The 17690-nt window shown below is 63.0% G+C and carries 19 protein-coding genes; 12 read left to right on the forward strand and 7 right to left on the reverse strand.

Annotated features, from left to right (window positions below):
* Positions 1-157: 157 nt before the first annotated feature.
* On the reverse strand, positions 158-2002 hold the full coding sequence (locus F7R90_RS14325) for a PINc/VapC family ATPase (protein ID WP_158058085.1): 1845 nt from the start codon (positions 2000-2002) through the stop codon (positions 158-160).
* 94 nt (positions 2003-2096) lie between these two features.
* Between F7R90_RS14325 and F7R90_RS14330 the strand changes: the two genes are divergently transcribed.
* Positions 2097-2699, forward strand: coding sequence for a hypothetical protein (locus tag F7R90_RS14330; protein WP_158058086.1), 603 nt, complete (start codon positions 2097-2099; stop codon positions 2697-2699).
* Positions 2696-3304, forward strand: coding sequence for a hypothetical protein (locus F7R90_RS14335; protein ID WP_158058087.1), 609 nt, complete (start codon positions 2696-2698; stop codon positions 3302-3304). The genes F7R90_RS14330 and F7R90_RS14335 overlap by 4 nt, the downstream gene beginning before the upstream one ends.
* A 2-nt stretch (positions 3305-3306) precedes the next feature.
* Here F7R90_RS14335 and F7R90_RS22270 read toward each other — a convergent pair whose 3' ends face one another.
* The gene (locus F7R90_RS22270; protein ID WP_192498326.1) at positions 3307-3960 is read right to left on the reverse strand and encodes a hypothetical protein; all 654 of its coding nucleotides are present in this window, start codon (positions 3958-3960) and stop codon (positions 3307-3309) included.
* An 80-nt stretch (positions 3961-4040) separates the two neighbouring features.
* Between F7R90_RS22270 and F7R90_RS14345 the strand changes: the two genes are divergently transcribed.
* From F7R90_RS14345 to F7R90_RS14360, 4 genes are all read left to right on the forward strand, one after another.
* Complete coding sequence (locus tag F7R90_RS14345; RefSeq protein WP_158058088.1) at positions 4041-4226, forward strand: hypothetical protein; 186 nt, start codon at positions 4041-4043, stop codon at positions 4224-4226.
* Between the two features lie 124 nt (positions 4227-4350).
* The gene (locus F7R90_RS14350) at positions 4351-4608 is read left to right on the forward strand and encodes a DUF7553 family protein (protein WP_158058089.1); all 258 of its coding nucleotides are present in this window, start codon (positions 4351-4353) and stop codon (positions 4606-4608) included.
* Positions 4609-4674: 66 nt separating this feature from the next.
* Entirely contained in the window at positions 4675-5751 is a 1077-nt protein-coding gene (locus F7R90_RS14355; protein ID WP_158058090.1) for a M20 family metallopeptidase, read from the forward strand.
* Positions 5752-5831: 80 nt separating this feature from the next.
* The gene (locus F7R90_RS14360; RefSeq protein WP_158058091.1) at positions 5832-7361 is read left to right on the forward strand and encodes a carboxypeptidase M32; all 1530 of its coding nucleotides are present in this window, start codon (positions 5832-5834) and stop codon (positions 7359-7361) included.
* Between the two features lie 26 nt (positions 7362-7387).
* Here F7R90_RS14360 and F7R90_RS14365 read toward each other — a convergent pair whose 3' ends face one another.
* Positions 7388-7963: a preprotein translocase subunit SecD family protein gene (locus F7R90_RS14365; RefSeq protein WP_158058092.1), complete on the reverse strand. Its 576-nt coding sequence runs from the start codon at positions 7961-7963 to the stop codon at positions 7388-7390.
* A 205-nt stretch (positions 7964-8168) separates the two neighbouring features.
* Between F7R90_RS14365 and F7R90_RS14370 the strand changes: the two genes are divergently transcribed.
* The 4 genes from F7R90_RS14370 (at position 8169) to F7R90_RS14385 (ending at position 11995) form a co-directional block, all read left to right on the forward strand.
* On the forward strand, positions 8169-8315 hold the full coding sequence (locus tag F7R90_RS14370; RefSeq protein ID WP_158058950.1) for a DUF1328 family protein: 147 nt from the start codon (positions 8169-8171) through the stop codon (positions 8313-8315).
* Between the two features lie 96 nt (positions 8316-8411).
* Positions 8412-9893: a carboxypeptidase M32 gene (locus F7R90_RS14375; RefSeq protein WP_158058093.1), complete on the forward strand. Its 1482-nt coding sequence runs from the start codon at positions 8412-8414 to the stop codon at positions 9891-9893.
* A gap of 47 nt (positions 9894-9940) precedes the next feature.
* Complete coding sequence (locus F7R90_RS14380; RefSeq protein WP_158058094.1) at positions 9941-11149, forward strand: outer membrane protein assembly factor BamB family protein; 1209 nt, start codon at positions 9941-9943, stop codon at positions 11147-11149.
* A gap of 666 nt (positions 11150-11815) precedes the next feature.
* Positions 11816-11995, forward strand: coding sequence for an HVO_0416 family zinc finger protein (locus F7R90_RS14385; RefSeq protein ID WP_158058095.1), 180 nt, complete (start codon positions 11816-11818; stop codon positions 11993-11995).
* 73 nt (positions 11996-12068) lie between these two features.
* Here the strand turns inward: F7R90_RS14385 and F7R90_RS14390 are convergent, their stop codons facing one another.
* On the reverse strand, positions 12069-12959 hold the full coding sequence (locus F7R90_RS14390) for a DMT family transporter (protein ID WP_158058096.1): 891 nt from the start codon (positions 12957-12959) through the stop codon (positions 12069-12071).
* A gap of 197 nt (positions 12960-13156) precedes the next feature.
* On the opposite strand from F7R90_RS14390, the gene F7R90_RS22905 reads away from it, so the two are divergent.
* Both F7R90_RS22905 and F7R90_RS14395 read left to right on the forward strand, forming a co-directional pair.
* A complete protein-coding gene (locus F7R90_RS22905; protein ID WP_449272367.1) occupies positions 13157-13318 on the forward strand; it encodes a DUF7563 family protein in 162 nt (53 codons plus the stop codon).
* A 145-nt stretch (positions 13319-13463) separates the two neighbouring features.
* Positions 13464-15296, forward strand: coding sequence for a UvrD-helicase domain-containing protein (locus F7R90_RS14395; protein WP_158058097.1), 1833 nt, complete (start codon positions 13464-13466; stop codon positions 15294-15296).
* Between the two features lie 28 nt (positions 15297-15324).
* Here the strand turns inward: F7R90_RS14395 and F7R90_RS14400 are convergent, their stop codons facing one another.
* Genes F7R90_RS14400 through F7R90_RS14410 form a run of 3 tightly spaced genes read right to left on the reverse strand, consistent with a single transcriptional unit; the run spans position 15325 to position 17527 of the window.
* Complete coding sequence (locus F7R90_RS14400) at positions 15325-15699, reverse strand: hypothetical protein (RefSeq protein ID WP_158058098.1); 375 nt, start codon at positions 15697-15699, stop codon at positions 15325-15327.
* 41 nt (positions 15700-15740) lie between these two features.
* Entirely contained in the window at positions 15741-17156 is a 1416-nt protein-coding gene (locus tag F7R90_RS14405; RefSeq protein WP_158058099.1) for a DUF402 domain-containing protein, read from the reverse strand.
* Positions 17153-17527, reverse strand: coding sequence for a DUF7532 family protein (locus F7R90_RS14410; RefSeq protein ID WP_158058100.1), 375 nt, complete (start codon positions 17525-17527; stop codon positions 17153-17155). The genes F7R90_RS14405 and F7R90_RS14410 overlap by 4 nt, the downstream gene beginning before the upstream one ends.
* Between the last annotated feature and the right edge of the window lie 163 nt (positions 17528-17690).

Raw genomic sequence — 17690 nt, forward strand, 5'->3', positions numbered from 1 at the left:
ATATGTCGCTGAGCGATCGCGAGCGGACGGGGGCTTTCGAAAAAGTCGCAGTCGTGGAAACAATTCATAATGAGCGGGCGGGCGCTGTCGAAGCAGTAGCATCAGTAACCCCGAAACCTGCTAATCTGCACACGGAATCCAGAAATCGAAGTCGCCGCTAAGCCCCAGTCACCGTAATTGCGCGCTCGCGGTCGATAGCCCGCTCCAGTTCTTCGGCAATCGCACTGCCGCGCGAGACCTGAATGTCGCCCCCTCTGCCCACGGTCGCAGTAAAGAGGTACTCGCCGTCGGCCTGCACTTCGACGGTCTCGCCAGCGTGGCCTTCCGTCGGGATGACGATGTGGCGCTTCGTGATTTCCGGCGTCACGACCGCGCCGCGCGGTTGCTCGGCACTGCTTCCCGTGTTCATCGAATCCGGTTTCTCCGCGTGCGTTCGCACGTCGATGTCGATGCCCAGTCGGTTCTCGATGTCGTCGATTCGGCCGCCGCCCTTGCCGATGACGTAGGAGATGTCGTCCTCGCTGACGTACACCGTCGCGCGGTTCTGGCCTTCGACGTTCACGTCCACGGGGCCGCGAGCGACCGACTGAATCTCGCGCTCGATTTCCTGTCGCGCGAGTTTCGACATGCCGCTCTCTTCCTGTTCGCCCTCGGTGAGCGGAACGGTGACGACCTGTCGGTTGAAGGTGTAGATTTCGTACTCCGGTTTGCCCGTCTCGAAGTCCTTGATTTGGATGACCGGGCGCGCGAGGTCCTCCTCCATCAGACCTTCGGGCACCTTGACCTGCGTCGAAACGTCGTACACTTTCGCGATTTGGCCTGCTTCGATGTAGACCACTGTATCGACGACCTGCGGAATCATGCCGAGTTCGACCCGGCCGACGAGTCGCTGGAGCGCGTCGATGGCGCGGGTCGCGTGGACGACGCCAATCATGCCGACACCGGCGAGTCGCATGTCCGCGAACACTTCGAAGTCGTCGGTCTTGCGCACCTCGTCGTAGATGGTGTAGTCGGGCCGCACCATAAGCAAGGAGTCGGCCGTCTTGGCCATCTCGCCGCCGAGTTCGGTGTACTGGGTGATTTCGGGCCCGACCTGCAGGTCGCGCGGTTTCTCCATCGTCTTCACCGCGAACCCGCTATCGGCGAGGAACTCGCCGACTGCTTGGGCGAACGTCGATTTACCGGCACCGGGCGCACCGGAGACCAAGACGCCACGTTGGTGGTCGAGCAGTCGGTCCTGGAGTTCGTCGGCGAATTCGTAGTCCTCGATGGAGGTTTTGACGATAGGTCGAACGGCGGTAATCTCCCACGCGTCGGCGAACGGCGGTTGCGCGATGGCGATGCGGTAGTCGCGGAACTGCACGATGTCCATGCCGCGCTCGCTGAGTTCCACGAAGCCCTCGTTGGACCGTTTCGCGCTTTCGAGTATCTCGTTGGCGTACTCTTTGACCGTCTCGTCGTCCATGACCTCGTTGCCGATAGGCTTGTACTCCATCTCGCCGATGTCGCCCTTCTTGGCCATCGGCTTGGCCCCGGCGCGGAGGTGGACGCTCATCGTCTGCTCGTCGAAGTAGTCCTCGATGCCGAGGCGGCCGATTTCGTCCGCTTCGTCCGTCTTCGGCGCGATGTACTCGACGCTGAGTCCTTTCGCCTGTGCGACTTCGCTCTGGACGGCGTCGCTCGTGACGAACGTCGCGTCGTGTTCGGCCGCGAGTTCGCGAATGAGCGCGTCGATTTCGCCCTCTTTGGCGGCACCGACCGCGTCTGTGTCGGGTCGCTCGCCGACGTACTCCAGTTCGATTGCGTCCTCGTCGGCGAGGTCTGCGAGTCGCTGGAGTTCCGAGAGTCCGTCCCAACCGCTCTCTTCGCCGCGGTTGGCCTGCGCTTCGAGTTCGGCGACGACGGCTTCCGGGATGAGGACCGTCGCGCCGGCGAACTCGTCGGCGACGCGCTCGGAAACCCGGCCATCGACGACGACGCTCGTGTCCGGCAGTACGTTCATGGGAGTTTGTTGGGAGTGAGCGTTGATAAGGATACCTTCCTCGGACGCGCTCGGCAGCAAGTTTCAATCCCGTCGAGGTCCTTGTTCTCCATGCATGTCAACGCTCGCGTCGCTGGTGGACGACGCGAACACCGGCAGTTGGGTGCTCGTCGGCCTCCTCGCGATAGCGGTCCCGGAGAACGTCTTCAGCGGCGACCTCGCGTGGACGGTCTTCATGGTGGGTATGGTCACAATTCTACTGCTACCGCCGGTCGCGTTCCGAGACCCTGCGGCGATGCTTCCGCCGGAGGTCGTCGGACTGGCAGTCCTCCCGGCGGTGACCCGAGCGTTCTGGCCGTTCGGGCCAGCGTGGGTCGGCGAGTACGCGACCTATCTGGCCGTCGCAGCACTGGCGCTCGCAGTCGTGACCGAGTTGGCGCTGTTCACGTCCGCCGAGATGTCGCCGTGGTTCGCCGCCGTCACCGTCCTGCTTACGACGATGGCCGCAATCGGCGTCTGGGCCGTCCTCCAGTTCTACTCGGACGCGTATCTCCGCACCGACTTGCTCGGGTCACTGGATACGCTGATGTGGGAGTTCGTGCAGGCGACCGTCGCCGGAGTCATCGCCGCGCTCTTCTTCGAGGTGTACTTCCGGACCCGCGCACCGATGGACGCTTCCGGGTCGGCAGTGACGGACGAGGGAGGTGACGGCGCGTGAACTTCCCGAGCGGGCGACATGAGATATGGGTCGTCCGCCTATTACAAGCCGGACTGGCAGCCATCGCAGGGTACGGACTCGTCCGCGGCGAGACAGGCATCTTGGTCAACGGCGGACTCGGGTTGGCCGTGACCTTCGTCCCGGCACTGCTCCGCCGAGACGCCGGGGTGGCACTCCCGACAGGGTACGTCGTCTGGATAGCGCTAGCGGTGTTCCTGCACGCAGTCGGAGTCCTCGGACCGTACCGGCAGTACCCGTGGTACGACGCTGTAACCCACGGATTGTCTGCATCCATCGTCGCCGGTGTTGGATATGCGACAGTCGTCGCAATCGACCGCAACTCCGAGCAGACGACTCTCGGCTCCGAACTCCGATTCGTGTTCGTCCTGATATTCGTGTTGGCGCTCGGTGTGTCGTGGGAGATTCTGGAGTTCGCCGTCGGACTGGTCGGTGGGAAGAGTGTCCTCGTCCAGTACGGACTGGACGACGCTATCAACGACCTCGTGTTCAACACCGTCGGCGGTCTCGTGGTCGCGGCGTGGGCCACGCCGCGACCACAGGAAGCCGCCGACACGCTCTCTGAGACCGTCGAGGAGAATTCCTAGCGTCAGTATCGAAACGGCCGGACGAGCCTTCGAGGGAGCCACCGAACGAACCGGACAAGCGGCGCGAACTTCCCGAACTTCTCGTCTCGCGCTCGATACACGTCGCCGTCCCGATAGACGTAGCCCCGCTCGGCAAGCACCGAGAGCGTCTGCTCGATTCGTGACTCCGTTAGGTCGAGGTCGTCTGCGAGTTCTGCTCGCGTTCGCGGTTCCGCGTGAACTGCTTGCACGACCCGGTTCAGCAACTGAAACCGGAGCATCGTCTCCGAGCGGTCGTCGCCGTCGAGATACGCTTCCGTTTGGCTCGTTCCAGAGTCGCCGTGGCGCGCCTGCTGAATCGCGTCGAAGACGACCCAGAGTCCGGCGACACCGAGGAGCGCGGAGAGCCACGGACGGTTCCCTTCTACCAAGACGCCAGTCGCCGCACCTCCCGCCAGCGCGAATCCGAGGGGCGTGAGTGCCAGACTCTCCGGCAGGTCGTAGGCGTCGGTGACGGTCTTTGCGATGGCGAACCCGCCAGTGATGACGACCAGTGGGGCAAACGACGCCACCGACGCGTCGCCGAAGACGGCGAACACCCAAACCAGAAGCGCGAGCAGTCCGAGCGACTTCCAGAGGTCGTTTTCGCGGGCGGCAGTGGAGAGCGAACCGGGCATTCGAGTGGTGATACGTCGGCGGACTGGAAAAACGTTCCCTCGGCGAGCGATTTATCGGCGTCGCTCCCGTGCCAGAGCGCATGCGGCACGAACACATCGTCGTCACGCTCGACGCCGAGACGAAGCGGCGCGTTCTGGATTCGCTCGGCGACGGCGAGTCAGTCGAAGCGTGGGTCGCCGACGCCATCGAGTCGAAACTTCGCGAAGCCGACAACCGTCCCCAAGAGGATGCAGGCTACGAGTTCGCCGACGATTGTGGCATCTGAGCCAACGAATCGCCGACGACCGTGACATCTAAGTCGCCGACGACTGCGGCCCGAGCAGCGAACCTAGCCGAGAGCATTATTTTTGAGGCAATACCGATATCGTCCAGAACGTCGTGTCCAGGGCATGGCTGACTTCGACGCCATCCACGAGGAAATACGCGAGATACGGAACGACGCGAGTCGAGACGTGCGCGAACCGCTCACCTCGGTCGAGCAGGCACTCTCGGAGATACGAGCGAGCGACGCGGAACCGAAGGCCGACCGCCTCCAAGAGATTCGCGCGGAACTGGACCGACTCGCTTCCGAGACGACCGGCGAGACTTCGGCGCGACTTGACCGCGTGCGGGAAGCCGTCCGGGACTTCCAGCGCGAAGCGGTCTGAAGTCGAATCGACACCTCGGCTTCCGCCAACCACCGATTTATGCCGCCGCGGAGTCACACGACACCCATGACCACGAGCGAAGTCGCTGAGTTGACCCGTGAACTCGTCTCGATTCCCTCCCACGAGGACGAGACGGACGCAGGAGACTACATCGAGGCGTGGCTCCGCGAGAACACAGAGGCGAGCGTCACCCGCGACGAGACCGGCAACGTCATCGCCCGGCGCGGGTCCGGTCCCTCGCTCGCGCTGGTCGGCCACCACGACGTGGTGCCGCCTGCCGACTCGCAGACGACAGACGACGGAAGCTACGTCGTCGAAGAGCGCGACGGCCGACTCTACGGCAGAGGCACCGCCGACATGAAAGGCGCGGTAGCGGCCGCGATGCTGACGATTCGAGATGCCGACCCCGACTGCGAACTCGTCTTCGCCAGCTTCGTCGGCGAGGAAATCGGCGGCGTCGGCGCACGAGCGGCCATCGAAGGCGGCTTCGCGCCAGACTACGCCATCGTCGCGGAAGGCTCCACGAACTACTCCAAGGAGGGTGTTACCGATGTCGTCGTCGCGCACAAGGGTCGGCGCGGAAGCACGGTCACCGCCCGTGGGGCGGCCGCTCACGCCAGCGAACCCGAGGCAGGCGAGAACGCAATCTATCGTGCGTCCGACGCCGTAGACGTGATTCGTGACCTCGACTTCCCAGCCGTGGAGGTGTTCAGCGAGCGACTGCGAGGGAGCGTCGCCGTCACCGAAATCGACGGTGGGAGCGCGTGGAACGTGATTCCCGAGCGGTGCGAACTGACGGTAGACGAGCGAACCGTTCCCGGCGAGCGCGCCGACCTCGAAGCGACCGAGCAAATCGACGGCGTCGAGTGGACAATCGACCAAGACCTGCCGCCGATGCGATGCGACGACGAGGAGTTCGCGGAGTTGGTGCTGAACGCCGCGATAGGGGCCCAGACGGGCGACCCGGAGCTAGTCTCGAAACCGCACGCCACGGACGCCGGATGGCTCGCGGAGGCTGGAACCACCTGCGTGGTCTGCGGGGCTTCGGAACCGGGGGAGGCCCACACGAAAGACGAGAGTGTGAGTATCGACGTGTTAGAGCGGTGTTATCGGACGTATCTGGGTGCCGCGGAACAACTGTGACGACTGCTTTGTCTCGATTGTAGCGGACCTTCGTTCCGAAACCCGCGCTTTGATAATCGCTCCCAGCATAGCCGCCGCGTATGGCAAGCGAAGCCGCCACGGACGAGGCGTCCGAGACGTACTCTGCGTTCCTGCAGAAAGTAAAACGACTCTCGAACGTCAGTAACGCCGGGATGGTACTGGGCTGGGACCAAGAGGTCATGATGCCGGAGGGTGGCACGCCTGCGCGCTCCCAACAGCGGTCGGCGCTCTCGACGCTCAGCCACGAACTGCTCACGTCCGACGAGATGGGCGAGATGCTGGACGAGTTGGAAGACGAGGACCTGACCGACGAGCAGGCCGCCGTCGTCCGCGAGACCCGACGAAGGTACGACCGAGCGACGAAGGTCCCCGAGGAACTGGTCGAAGAGATTTCCCAGACCTCCTCGGAAGCGATGCCGGTCTGGGAGGAAGCCAAGGAGGAAGACAACTTCGAGACGTTCGCGCCGACGCTCGAAAAACTGGTCGAACTCAAGCGACAGTACGCCGAACACATCGACCCGGAGCGGGACCCCTACGAGGTACTGTTCGAGGAATACGAACCGTATCTCGGCATCGAGAAAGCCGAGGAAGTGCTCGACCAACTGCGCGAAGAACTCGTCCCGCTCGTGGACGCCGTGCGAGAGAGCGACGCCGACCTCGCCGTCGATACCTTCGAGGGAGAGTTCGACGTGGACACGCAGGAAGAACTGGCCCGCGACGTGCTCGACACGCTGGGCTACGACTGGGAACACGGCCGTCTCGACACCGCGCCGCATCCGTTCTCGTCGGGCAACCAGTTCGACGCCCGCGTCACCACGCGATTCAATCCCGAGGAACCGCTGGGCGCGCTGATGGCGACGGTCCACGAGTTCGGCCACGCGACGTACACCCTCGGACTGCCCCGCGAGCAGTACGGGACGCCGCTCGGCGAGAGTCGTGACATGACCGTCCACGAGTCCCAGTCGCGCCTCTGGGAGAACCACGTCGGTCGCTCGGAGGCGTTCTGGGAGCGATTCCTGCCGAAGGTGCAGGAGCGATTCCCCGAAAAACTAGAGGGAGCGTCCGTCGAAGACGTGTACGAGGCCGCAAACGAAGTGTACGAGAACAACCTGATTCGCGTCGAAGCCGACGAGTTGACCTACCACATGCACATCCTCGTCCGGTTCGAAATCGAGCGCGACCTGATTCGCGGCGACTTAGACGTTGAAGACGTGCCGGAGGTCTGGAACGACAAGTACGAGGAGTACCTCGGCATCCGGCCGGACACCGACGCAGAGGGCTGTCTACAGGACATCCACTGGAGTCACGGCGACTTCGGCTACTTCCCGACGTACTCGCTCGGGAGTGTGCTGGCGTCCCAACTGTTCGCCCACGCCGAAGACGACATCGAGGGCCTCTACGACCAAGTGCGTGAGGGTGACTTCGACGAGTTGCACGACTGGTTGACCGAGAACGTCCACCAGCACGGTTCGCAGTACACGACTGACGACCTGGTTCAGGAAGCGACCGGCGAGGAGTACACCGCCGACTACTTCCTCGACTACGTGAAGCGCAAGTACGGCGAATTGTACGACTTGGACGACTACTAATCGCCGCGCTCGGTCATTTTTTCCTTCTACTTTTTCAACGCTGCTTTCACCGATTCTGCGGTCTGCCGTTCGGACACCGTGAACAGGAACTCCCCGTTCCACTCGCCCGACTCGATTTCGTCGGCCAAGCCCGGACCGAGTTCCGCCTCGTAGAGCAGTTCGGCCTCGAAGTACGTCCGAATCTGGTGGTCCTCGGGGTTGTCGAACGCTCCCACCTGTTCGAGTCCGTCGGCGAACGCCGTCGTCCCGTCGTCGGTGAGTCGAAACGGAAGGCGGTAGCCACTACCGTTGCTGGCCGATTCGATTTCGCCGACCGAGGCCACATCCACTCCAGTGACGAGTTGGACTTCGTCGTCGCTGTCAACGACCACGATTCGGAACGCGTCCGCGTCGGCACTGGTTGCACTGGCGAGACTCGTTTCGTCAGCAGTAGTCGCCTCGCTGGCAGCGGTCGTCTGGTCTACGGTGCTGGTCGCGACAGTCTCGGAACTGTCGGTAGTGTCGTCAGTTCCGCCGATACCGATAGTCGAACCGCCGAGACAACCCGCACTCCCTGCGAGCGCGAGACTTCCCGCCGCGAGGACCTGTCTTCGAGAGGGCACGAGGAAGACTTTGTTTCGTTGCCACTTTAAACGTTGCGTGCAGGTCCTACAGACCCCAAACCTGACTTCGAGACCCTGACCTGTCCGGCCGGGAGCCTATACAGGTCTGTGACTTGGTACGGAGGCATGCAATTCAACACGAACTGCAGCACGACCGGACAGAGTAGCAACCGACCACAGAAGACAGGGGACCACTGAGATGGCGATTCTCGAACTCGCTGTCGCGTTCTTCGTCCTCGCAATCGTCGCCGGGGTACTCGGCGCTGGCGGCGTCGCGGGGTTGTCGATGGACATCGCGAAGTGGCTAGTCGTCGCCTTCCTCGTGTTGGCAGTGGTATCGTTCCTGCTTTGAACCGCTTTTTTCGCAGTCGATACGTCCCACGCCACCGAACCCCACGCGGTTCGCCGGGACCCGGACGTTAATACATCATCGAGCCAACGCGACAGTATGGCAGACGCCTACGACGACCTTCTCGAACGCTACGAGCGGATCAGCTACCTCGGCGACGGCCGCGGCGTCCTCTACTGGGACCAGCAGGTGATGATGCCCGAGCAGGGGACCGCCGCCCGCTCGAAGCAACTCTCCGCACTCTCTGCGGTCCACCACGAGCAGTTGACCGACGACGAGACCGGGAGGTTGCTGGAGGCTGCAGAAAGCGAGGACCTGACCGACGAGCAAGAGGCAGTCGTCCGGGAGATTCGACTGCAGTACGACCGCGCGACCGACGTACCCGGCGAACTGGTCGAGGAGATAGCCCAGACCGGGTCGGAAGCCCAAGACGACTGGCAGGCCGCGAAGGCCGACGACGACTTCTCGGAGTTCGCGCCGACGCTCGAAAAACTGGTCGAGTTGCAGACCGAGCGGGCCGAACACATCGATTCGAGTCGGGGGCCGTACGAGGTCATGTTCGAGGACCGCGAACCGTACCTCGGACTCGACACCGTCGAGCGCATCTTCGAGGAGTTGAAGGAAGGACTCGTCCCGCTCATCGAGGAGATTCGCGCCGCCGAGGACATCCCGAACGTGTTCGAAGGCACCTACGACGAGGACGAACAGCGCGACCTCGCGGAAGACGTACTCGACTTGCTCGGCTACGACTGGTCTCGCGGCCGCCTCGACACCGCGCCGCACCCGTTCATGTCCGGCAACCAGTTCGACGCTCGCGTGACGACGCGGTTCCACGAAGACGACCCTATCGACCCGATTGGCTCGACGATTCACGAGTTCGGTCACGCGACGTACCAACTCGGCCTTCGACAGGACGCCTACGGGTCGCCGCTCGGCCAACCTCGCTCCTCAGGCGTCCACGAATCGCAGTCGCGTTTTTGGGAGAACCATGTTGGACGAACGCGGGAGTTCTGGGAACTATTCTTGCCGACGTTCAAGGAACACTTCCCGCAGGCTTCGGACGTGACCCCAGAGGAAGCCTATCTGGCCGCGAATCGCGTCAACGAGGAGAACCTGATTCGCGTCGAGGCCGACGAAGTCACCTACCACATGCACATCATCCTCCGCTCGGAAATCGAGCAGGAGTTCATCGAGGGCGACCTCGAAGTCTCGGAGATTCCGGGCGCGTGGAACGACAAGATGGAAGAGTATCTGGGCGTTCGGCCCGACACCGACTCGGAGGGCTGTCTACAGGACATCCACTGGACCCAGAGCTTCGCCAGTTTCCAGAACTACACTGTCGGCAGTCTGCTCGCCGCGCAGTTCTGGGCGACCATCGAGGAAGAGTTGGACAATCCGCGCGAGATGATTCGAGAAGGTGAGTTCGAACCCATCCGCGAGTGGTTCGAGGAGAACGTCCACCAGCAGGGCCAGCGCTACACCACCGACGAACTGATTCGCGAGGCCACCGGCGAGGACCTCACGGCAAAGTACTATCTCGACTACGTCGAGGAGAAGTTCGGCGACATCTACGACCTCTAACAGGCGATTCGACAAAACATATTAGTTTTCCACAAGAACGCCCGGGCATGCCCTCCAGACGGACGTTTCTCGCTACCTTCGGCGTGAGCGCCAGTAGTGTCGCGCTCGCGGGGTGCAACGCCGCTACAGAAATCACCGCGGACGACCCGCCGAAACCGGGCGTAGACGAAATACCCGACCCGGACAACCACCTCGCCGGCGCGAACGGCGAGTGGTCGAGTTTCGGCTGTAACGCCGCAAACACCCGCGCAGTGTGGGACGGCAAGGCACCCGTCGATGGCGTCGAAGAACGCTGGCGAGTCGAAGTGCCGCAGTTGACGAATCAGGCACCGATAGTCGCAGGGGGCCGCGTCTACCAGTCGATTCGGTACGAACTCGAAGTGTACGACGCCAAGGACGGGAGCGAACTGTGGACGAAAGACGAGACGAGTACGACGCCGTTGGTGCGTGAGGGCACGGTCTATCTCGGCTTCGGCAATACGCTGCGCGCCCTCGACGCCGAGACTGGCGAGCCGGAGTGGGAGACGGAGTTCACGGAACAGGATTTCGTTCGGACGCCCACGATGTACTCGGGCGACTGGCTCTACGTGCCTGCGGACGAGACGATGCACCGCGTCGATGTGGAAACGGGCGAAGTCGATTGGTCGCGACGACTGTTCGGAGAACTGCTCGGTTCGCCCGCGGTTTACGCGGGCCACTACCTCGCCGTCGCTTCCCAAGCCGGGAAGTTGTATCTCATCGACTTCGAGGGGACCGGCCACGGGGAGTGGAATCTGCCGTCTCGACCGGACGTTCCGACGACCGCGGGTAGGGAGAACGTCTACGTGAGTTGCTTCGACGGCACGACGTGGGGTATCTCGTTCGGACAGGCACCCCACCGCGATGTCGCGTTGAAGGCTGAAATCCCCGGCACAAACGGCGGACTCGCAGTCAAGGAACACCTCTATGCGGCCGGGTCCGACGGGTTGCAGGCGCTCGATACTGATACCGGCGAGCAAGTGTGGCAACAGGACATCGGAGATTGGTCGGGGACCGCTCCCGCTATCGGCCGCGACACGCTGTTCGTGGGTGGCGACAAGTTGTACGCCTTCGACCCGACGCCGAAGGGTCTCGACGCCGGTGGTAGTAGCCCGGCGAAGCGATTCGAGAAGTCGTTCCACGGGCGAGTGGGTCCGGGACCAGTGTTGGATGACGGCGTGCTATACGTGATTGCCCAGACCGGCGAGTCGTCGTTTCATCTGCTCGCGCTGGAGTAAATGGGAAGAGCGAGGGATGAAGGTGAGCTAGTAACCTGGATTACTGCCAGCGACGTTCGAGACGACGCTATTTCTGCGAAGACGTTAGTGCTAGCTACTCCCGATACCGATGAGAGACCGCACCGCTCCGCCACCGCACCGCGAGGGCCACACACCTCCCGGCAACCACCTTTTTTCTCGTCGGGTGGCAACGGTGCGCTCCACGCACCTGCCACCACTCCGAGAAAAATCTGGACCAAAAAAGCGATGCGAGAACTCAGCGCGTCTCACGCGCTGAGTTCTCGAATCTCCTGATGCTGGTGCGACTCCCGCACCGCGAGGGCCACACACCTCCCCAACCGACTGGGTCGCTTCGCTCCCTCGTCCCTCGCGCGAACGGTCGCACCACCGAAGGGGTGCGACCGCACGCGCCAGTTGCCCGTGAAAGTTCGAGAAGCCCTCCCAAATCCGAGCCACTCGGCCGACTCGAACGAACGTCAACTTCCACTCGCTACACCCCGCGATTTCCCCACGAAACCCGGATTTTCGCGACGCGTAATTCGTTAAGCCCTGCCTATTTCCGGCGGTAAGAGACCCCACAACCGAAATTAGGGGTTCCGACAGTGAATTTACACGAACTGTTCGACCAGTACCATTATATGGGAGGTATGCATTACCATAGCATGTATGGCGACCGCACCAACCGGAGACGACGACCTCTTCGACGAGTTCCTGTCCGACCGCGGCCACGAAACCGAAACGGTAGGCTGGCAGCAGGAATACAACAAGAAGCAGTGTCCGGAGTGCAGCGGCCTTCACGATACGTCTGCGAGTGAATGCACAGTGTGTGGTTGGCGACCGGAATAGCGCGATAGCAGTAGCATAGCGCGTCGAGAGCAGAATCGGAGCTAGAGACGACGAGCGACTCTTCTTCGCTCATCTACAACGCCGTAATCACCGCAGCACCGACGACGATGAGCAACGCGCCCGCGACGACGCCGCGGGTGACCCGCTCCAAGTCCTTCAGGAAAACCGCCGCGAACAGCGTCGTGAACAGCGGCGCGGTTCCCGCGAGCGGGTCTACGACCGCGACCTGTCCTCTGTCGAGTGCTTCGAACAGCGACAGCAGAGCGACTGCCGTTAAGGTACCACTGATTGCGAATAAGCCGTACGTGCGCTTCGGTGCGGAGAGGACGTCCCGCCGGTCCTTCGCCAATGCGTATCCCACTAATCCGACGAGGGCCGCCGTCTCGTTGATTGTGACCGCCTGCAACGTCGTCGCTGGCGTCGTGTCCAGTCCGAACTTCCTGACGACGTTCCCGACTGCGAACGCACAGGCCGCCGCGAGCGGGAAGAGCAACTCGCTGGGTTCCCACCCCGAGACGTCGCCGCCCTTCGCCAGTGCCAGTGCGACGAGACCACCGACCAAGACGAGGACGCCTGCGGCCGTCGTGAGCGTCACCGTCTCGCCGAGCCAGACGGCCGCGAGTGCCGTGGCGAACAGCGGTCGAGTACTGACGCCCGCGCTGTTGACGCTCGCGCCGACGCGGTCCACGCCGGTAAAAGTGGCAAGCCTGCCGAGTGCAGTCCCCACGAGTCCTGCGAACGCGAAGACGCCGAAAGTCGTCGCGTCGAGACCCGACAGTGGCGAACTCCCGTACAAGACGAACAGCGCAGTCCAGTAGAGCGAGGTATCGACCAGCACGACGACCAGCGAAGCTTGGAGCGAGGAGCCACCGCCCGCCATGCCGCGTTTGGAGACAATGGGGCTGGCACCCCACAAGAGTGCGGGGACGAGCGCCAGCGCAAGAACGTCGAGCGAGAGAACCATCGTCCGTAGTAGGGTCGCTGGCGAGTTAACCAGCGGGGTCGGGGCAAGTTGCTCAGGACGAAAATACGTATCAACGCGGTATCTAGTCGCCGTCGAATCGAGTGCCTGAACAGTCGTCCCGACTGTTCACCAAGCGAAAGTATCCAATCTGTGTCGGCAGATATATAATGTAAGATTTTCGTAGGTCTACAAGAGAAATGCCCGAGTGTCAGAATTGCAGTTCTTTCGTCACCGACGCGTACGCCCGAGTGTTCACCCCTCGTGGTGTCGAGAATCCGCGCGTCTGCCCGGAGTGCGAAGACAAGATACGAGACGGAAGTGACGTTCGACAGGCACGTTCGCCACGGAACAACTCGTAGCTACTCCTGAGACAGGACAAGAGAAGTCGCGTTTCGACGTATCTCTCGTCTTTCGACACGGATCGACGACTGTTGTTGAGCGGAGACGAAACTGCTGGAAGGAATTCACGCGTTTTATGGGTGGTCGGGTCATGTGGTTGGTGTAATGAGCCAAGATCCGACGGACGAACGGGTTACCCGTCTCTTCGGTGGGCCGGGTAGCGGGAAGACGACGGAGTTACTCGACAGGGTCGAAGCCCTCCTCGACCAAGACGACGTGGGCGTCAAAGACATTCTGCTCGTGTCTTACACTCGCGCGGCCGCCAACGAAGTTCGGGAGCGTCTCGCCGAGCGACGAGACCTCAACCCGCGCTCGTTGCAGGGCAGCGTCTGCACGATGCACGCGAAGGCGTACGAACTGCTCGACCTCTCGCGTAACGACGTCGTCGGCGAATCCGACAAGAAGGAGTTCTGCGAAGACTTCGGTATCGAGTTCGAAGACGAGTACAGCGGCGCGGGCCGTCGCACCGCTCGCTCGACCACGCTCGGCAACAAGATTATCGCCACGAGTCAGTGGCTCCAGCGCACCCGGCGCGACGTGGCCGACTGGTACGACGTGCCGTTCCAGTGGAACGACGAGGAAGTGCGTCTCCCGCCGGAGATCGACGACAACGCCCAAGAGGGCAACAAGTACACCCCGACGTGGCCCAGCGACGACGACCGAATCGACGTTCCCGAGGCGATTCGTGGCTGGCGCGCCCACAAGGGCGACAACGACCTCGTCGGCTTCGCGGACATGCTCGAACGAGTCAAGCAACGCTCGCTCCTCCCGAACGTCGATTACCTCGTCATCGACGAGTTCCAGGACATCACGGGACTGCAGTACGACGTCTACGAGGAGTGGAAGCCCCACATGGAGAAAGTCCTCATCGCGGGCGACGACGACCAGGTCGTCTACGCGTGGCAGGGTGCCGACCCGAGCTTGCTCCTCGACGAAGGTGGCAACGACGTAATTCTCGACACCTCCTACCGTCTTCCCTCGAAGATTCTCAAAGTCGTCCAACAGGAGATCGGCCACCTCGAAAAGCGCCAAGAGAAGAATCTCCAACCCCGAATCGAGGGCGGGACGGTCGAAGCCATCGACAGCCCGTCGATGCTCGAACTCGTCCGAAACGTCCGGTTCACCGTGAACGAACACGACGGGACACTGATGTTGCTGTTCCGGGCGCGCTACCAGATGTTCCGCTTCATCGACGAGTTCATCGACGAGGGTATCCCGTTCCGCTGTCTGACCGACCAGCGGATGTGGACCGACCGACTGAGCCAATACGTCGAAGCCGTCCAGAAGGTCGATGCTGGCGAACCCATCACGGGCTTGCAAGCCCGCCGCCTCGCCGACATGCTCATGGACTCCGCGTTCGGCACCAACGAGCGCGACGACCTCTTCGACGCGCTGGACGAGAAGAAAGAAGAGGCAGACACCGACGACCTCGCCGAAATCGAAGTGGACCCCGACTTCGTGAAGGACTTCGCGCCGTTCATGCCCGGTCCGGCCTCCGCGGCCGACATGGTTCGGAAGGTCACCAGCTTCCAGAAGAACTCGATGAAGGCGTACTTCAACGGCGACTATCAGGACATGGAACCCGACCGCGTCCGCCTCGGCACCATCCACTCCGCGAAGGGTCGCGAGGCAGACCACGTGTTCGTCGCCACCGACCTCACCGAGAAGGTGGTCGAGCAGATGGCCGCGACAGTAGACCCCGACGACGTGCCCGGCGACGAGGAGTACACCTCGAAGACCGACCCCGTACCGGTCCTGACCGACAACGAACGGCGCGTCTTCTACGTCGGCATGTCCCGTGCCCGCGAGCGACTGGTCGTGATGGAGAACCTCGTCAACGGCGCGCCGACGCTCCCGCTGGACGTACTGCTGTACAACGAACCGAACGGGAAGGGCGTAGACGAGATTCTAGAGTTGGAAGAAGCGGCCGCGCAGTGAGGGCGTAGCTGCCTGTTTTCTGTAGTCTTCACGGCGTTCCGACGTGTCTGTGTCGCCGCCAGAGGTAGTCCGCGGCCATCACCCAACTGAACGGCACGAAGAACATCAGATAGTACCAACGTGTCGGCGTCCACCCCGAGACGCTCCGCACGTACTTTTTGTCGAAGAAGACGCCGACCGGTCCGGCGACGAACAACATCACGTACAGTGCCAGAAGCAGGAGCGTCCGGACGAAGCCTGCGGACCCCTGACCGACGAGGAGAACCACGCCCCGCCCGACGAGCGCCAGCGCGAACAGCAGTGGAATCGCACCTAGGTGGACCGCGACGAGCAACCACCACTTGTCGCTCGTGTCGGGGTCCCACCTGCTCCCGGTTCGGCGGCGCGGACGACTGCGTCTCACCAGTCGGCGCGACGGGAGCGGCGACCCTTGTTTTTCGCCGCTTAACGCAACGCGTTCTCGACGCTACTCGCTACGCTACGCGCTTTGTCGCCCAACGCTTCAGAGATGTTGCCGACCGCGACTGCCGCGTCCAACTCGTCGTCGTCCACGCGCTCGACCGTTCCATCGGGGAATTTCACCACGTCCACGTGGAGGTCCACGTAGCGCGCTTCGTCGGGGAATAGTTCGACCGGAGTGCAGATGTTGACGTAGGTGCCCTTCGTCTCGCCGTCTTCGCTCCGGTAGACCGTCGGATACCACCAGCGCCCCTCGCGGAACTTCGTGGTGGCTACGTCGCCCGACTCGCGGGGGACTTCCAAGGCGTCGTAGGTGCCCCTGCCGGACATCTCTCGCTGGACGGTCAGTTTCCCCTCGTCGGGGTCGAAACTCGTCACCTCGCCGCGACCCAGCGGGAAACAGCGGCCGTCGGGCTTGCCGTGGACGATTTTCGTCTTCCCGCCGTCCCGTGGGCCGAACTGGCGCAGCACTGCGCCAGTTCGGAACTCGCCAGACATCTTACACAGGTCTTCTACGAAATCGACCGCCGTGCTGGCCGAGCGATGGGCGGCCTTCACGCGGTGGTGGCCCGGCATCGTCGTCGTGACTTCCCTTCGAAGGTCGTCCAGTCCGAAGCGCGACTCGCGGCCGAACCAGAGCCACGTCGTGGCTTCCGGGGCGACGATTTGATGGGGAACTCCGTCTCGCTCCGCGAGGTCCGGCGTGTCCGCGAGCGCGCCGTCGATAGCTTCGGCTTCTTCGATGGCCTGCGAGAGCGCGCCGTCCATCGCGTCTAGACCTGCTTCTTCGGCGGCGTACTCCCAGCGGACGCCCCAGTCGTCGGGGACGTCAGTCGGGAGCATCTCGGTCGTTCTGGCGAGTTCCGTTTGGGTCGCGTCGTCGCCCTTCGCGACGATTCGGTCGATACCCTTCGAGAGACTGGCGACACCGCCCTGTGTCTGTATTTCAGTGCCGAGTCCGGGTCGTTGGTTCACCCACGGGGCCGCGGGGTCGTGGACCTGCACGCGCACGCGGTCGTCAACGTCGATTCGCCGGTCTATCTCGCCGAAGGGGAGATAGCCCTCGCGGTCTCCCAAATCGACGACTGCGCCGCCGCCCAGCGTCTCCGTGACGAGACCATCGAAAATCGCACCACGCGGTGCAGAGTCGGTCCAGCAGAACGTGTCGATGCCGGTGGCGGCGAGCGCGTCGGCAATCTGCTCGACAGTTGCGTCGTCGCCGACGACGCCGACTCCCTGCCGGTCGTCGGTCGTCTCGACGGTGGCGTCGTACTCCGCGTGGTCGAAGTCCGCGTCGAAGCGCCGCCGAATCGGCGGCGACGCCTGTACCACGTCGAACTGCTCGCGCAGTCGCTCGGTCAGTGCGGTCGTGTAGATGCCGCGAAGTCGGACGCGACTCATAGCGACTCGCGGTCGGCGGCGAATCGCACTCGTTCGTGGACGGTCGGGCCGAGCGTGAGTTCGACGAATTCGTCGTCCAAGATGCGGCCGCCTTCGACGTAGACGCCCCACGAATCGAATCGAAGCCACCCGCGAACGTCCTCACTGTGGGTGAACAAGTCGGCGTACTCGACAGTGTGTTCAGGGAACTCCGAGCTACTGTGAGTCAGGTCCATGTCGGAGTAGACGGTGTCGTGGTCGGCGAAGAAGGCTTCCAGTTCGTCGGCGACGCGCTCGGCGTCTTTGGCGGCGGTCTCCGAGGCCGCTCGCAACGTGTCCTCGGAGACGCCCGCCTCGCGGAGCGCGCGGCGCGTGCGGGAATCGAAGCTCATAGGCGACTACTGTGGCGGCGCGACCATCGGTCTGGCGGTTCGGAAAAGCGGGGGTCGAAGCGGGAACGGAATCAAAATCTCTCAGCGGAATCGCGTCGGGGAATCGGAGTCGGGGGAACGGGGTCGTCTGCGAGCGGCGCAGGGTCCGAATTCGGGCGGTCGA

This window comes from Halorussus halophilus, assembly GCF_008831545.1.
Lineage (GTDB): Archaea > Halobacteriota > Halobacteria > Halobacteriales > Haladaptataceae > Halorussus > Halorussus halophilus.

What these genes read in the sequence shown, in the direction of transcription:
- F7R90_RS14325 (WP_158058085.1), bottom strand. Translation starts at nt 2,002, where the DNA reads ATGAACGTACTGCCGGACACGAGCGTCGTCGTCGATGGCCGGGTTTCC.
- F7R90_RS14330 (WP_158058086.1), top strand. Translation starts at nt 2,097, where the DNA reads ATGTCAACGCTCGCGTCGCTGGTGGACGACGCGAACACCGGCAGTTGG.
- F7R90_RS22270 (WP_192498326.1), bottom strand. Translation starts at nt 3,960, where the DNA reads ATGCCCGGTTCGCTCTCCACTGCCGCCCGCGAAAACGACCTCTGGAAG.
- F7R90_RS14345 (WP_158058088.1), top strand. Translation starts at nt 4,041, where the DNA reads ATGCGGCACGAACACATCGTCGTCACGCTCGACGCCGAGACGAAGCGG.
- F7R90_RS14350 (WP_158058089.1), top strand. Translation starts at nt 4,351, where the DNA reads ATGGCTGACTTCGACGCCATCCACGAGGAAATACGCGAGATACGGAAC.
- F7R90_RS14355 (WP_158058090.1), top strand. Translation starts at nt 4,675, where the DNA reads ATGACCACGAGCGAAGTCGCTGAGTTGACCCGTGAACTCGTCTCGATT.
- F7R90_RS14360 (WP_158058091.1), top strand. Translation starts at nt 5,832, where the DNA reads ATGGCAAGCGAAGCCGCCACGGACGAGGCGTCCGAGACGTACTCTGCG.
- F7R90_RS14375 (WP_158058093.1), top strand. Translation starts at nt 8,412, where the DNA reads ATGGCAGACGCCTACGACGACCTTCTCGAACGCTACGAGCGGATCAGC.
- F7R90_RS14380 (WP_158058094.1), top strand. Translation starts at nt 9,941, where the DNA reads ATGCCCTCCAGACGGACGTTTCTCGCTACCTTCGGCGTGAGCGCCAGT.
- F7R90_RS14385 (WP_158058095.1), top strand. Translation starts at nt 11,816, where the DNA reads ATGGCGACCGCACCAACCGGAGACGACGACCTCTTCGACGAGTTCCTG.
- F7R90_RS14390 (WP_158058096.1), bottom strand. Translation starts at nt 12,959, where the DNA reads ATGGTTCTCTCGCTCGACGTTCTTGCGCTGGCGCTCGTCCCCGCACTC.
- F7R90_RS22905 (WP_449272367.1), top strand. Translation starts at nt 13,157, where the DNA reads ATGCCCGAGTGTCAGAATTGCAGTTCTTTCGTCACCGACGCGTACGCC.
- F7R90_RS14395 (WP_158058097.1), top strand. Translation starts at nt 13,464, where the DNA reads ATGAGCCAAGATCCGACGGACGAACGGGTTACCCGTCTCTTCGGTGGG.
- F7R90_RS14405 (WP_158058099.1), bottom strand. Translation starts at nt 17,156, where the DNA reads ATGAGTCGCGTCCGACTTCGCGGCATCTACACGACCGCACTGACCGAG.
- F7R90_RS14410 (WP_158058100.1), bottom strand. Translation starts at nt 17,527, where the DNA reads ATGAGCTTCGATTCCCGCACGCGCCGCGCGCTCCGCGAGGCGGGCGTC.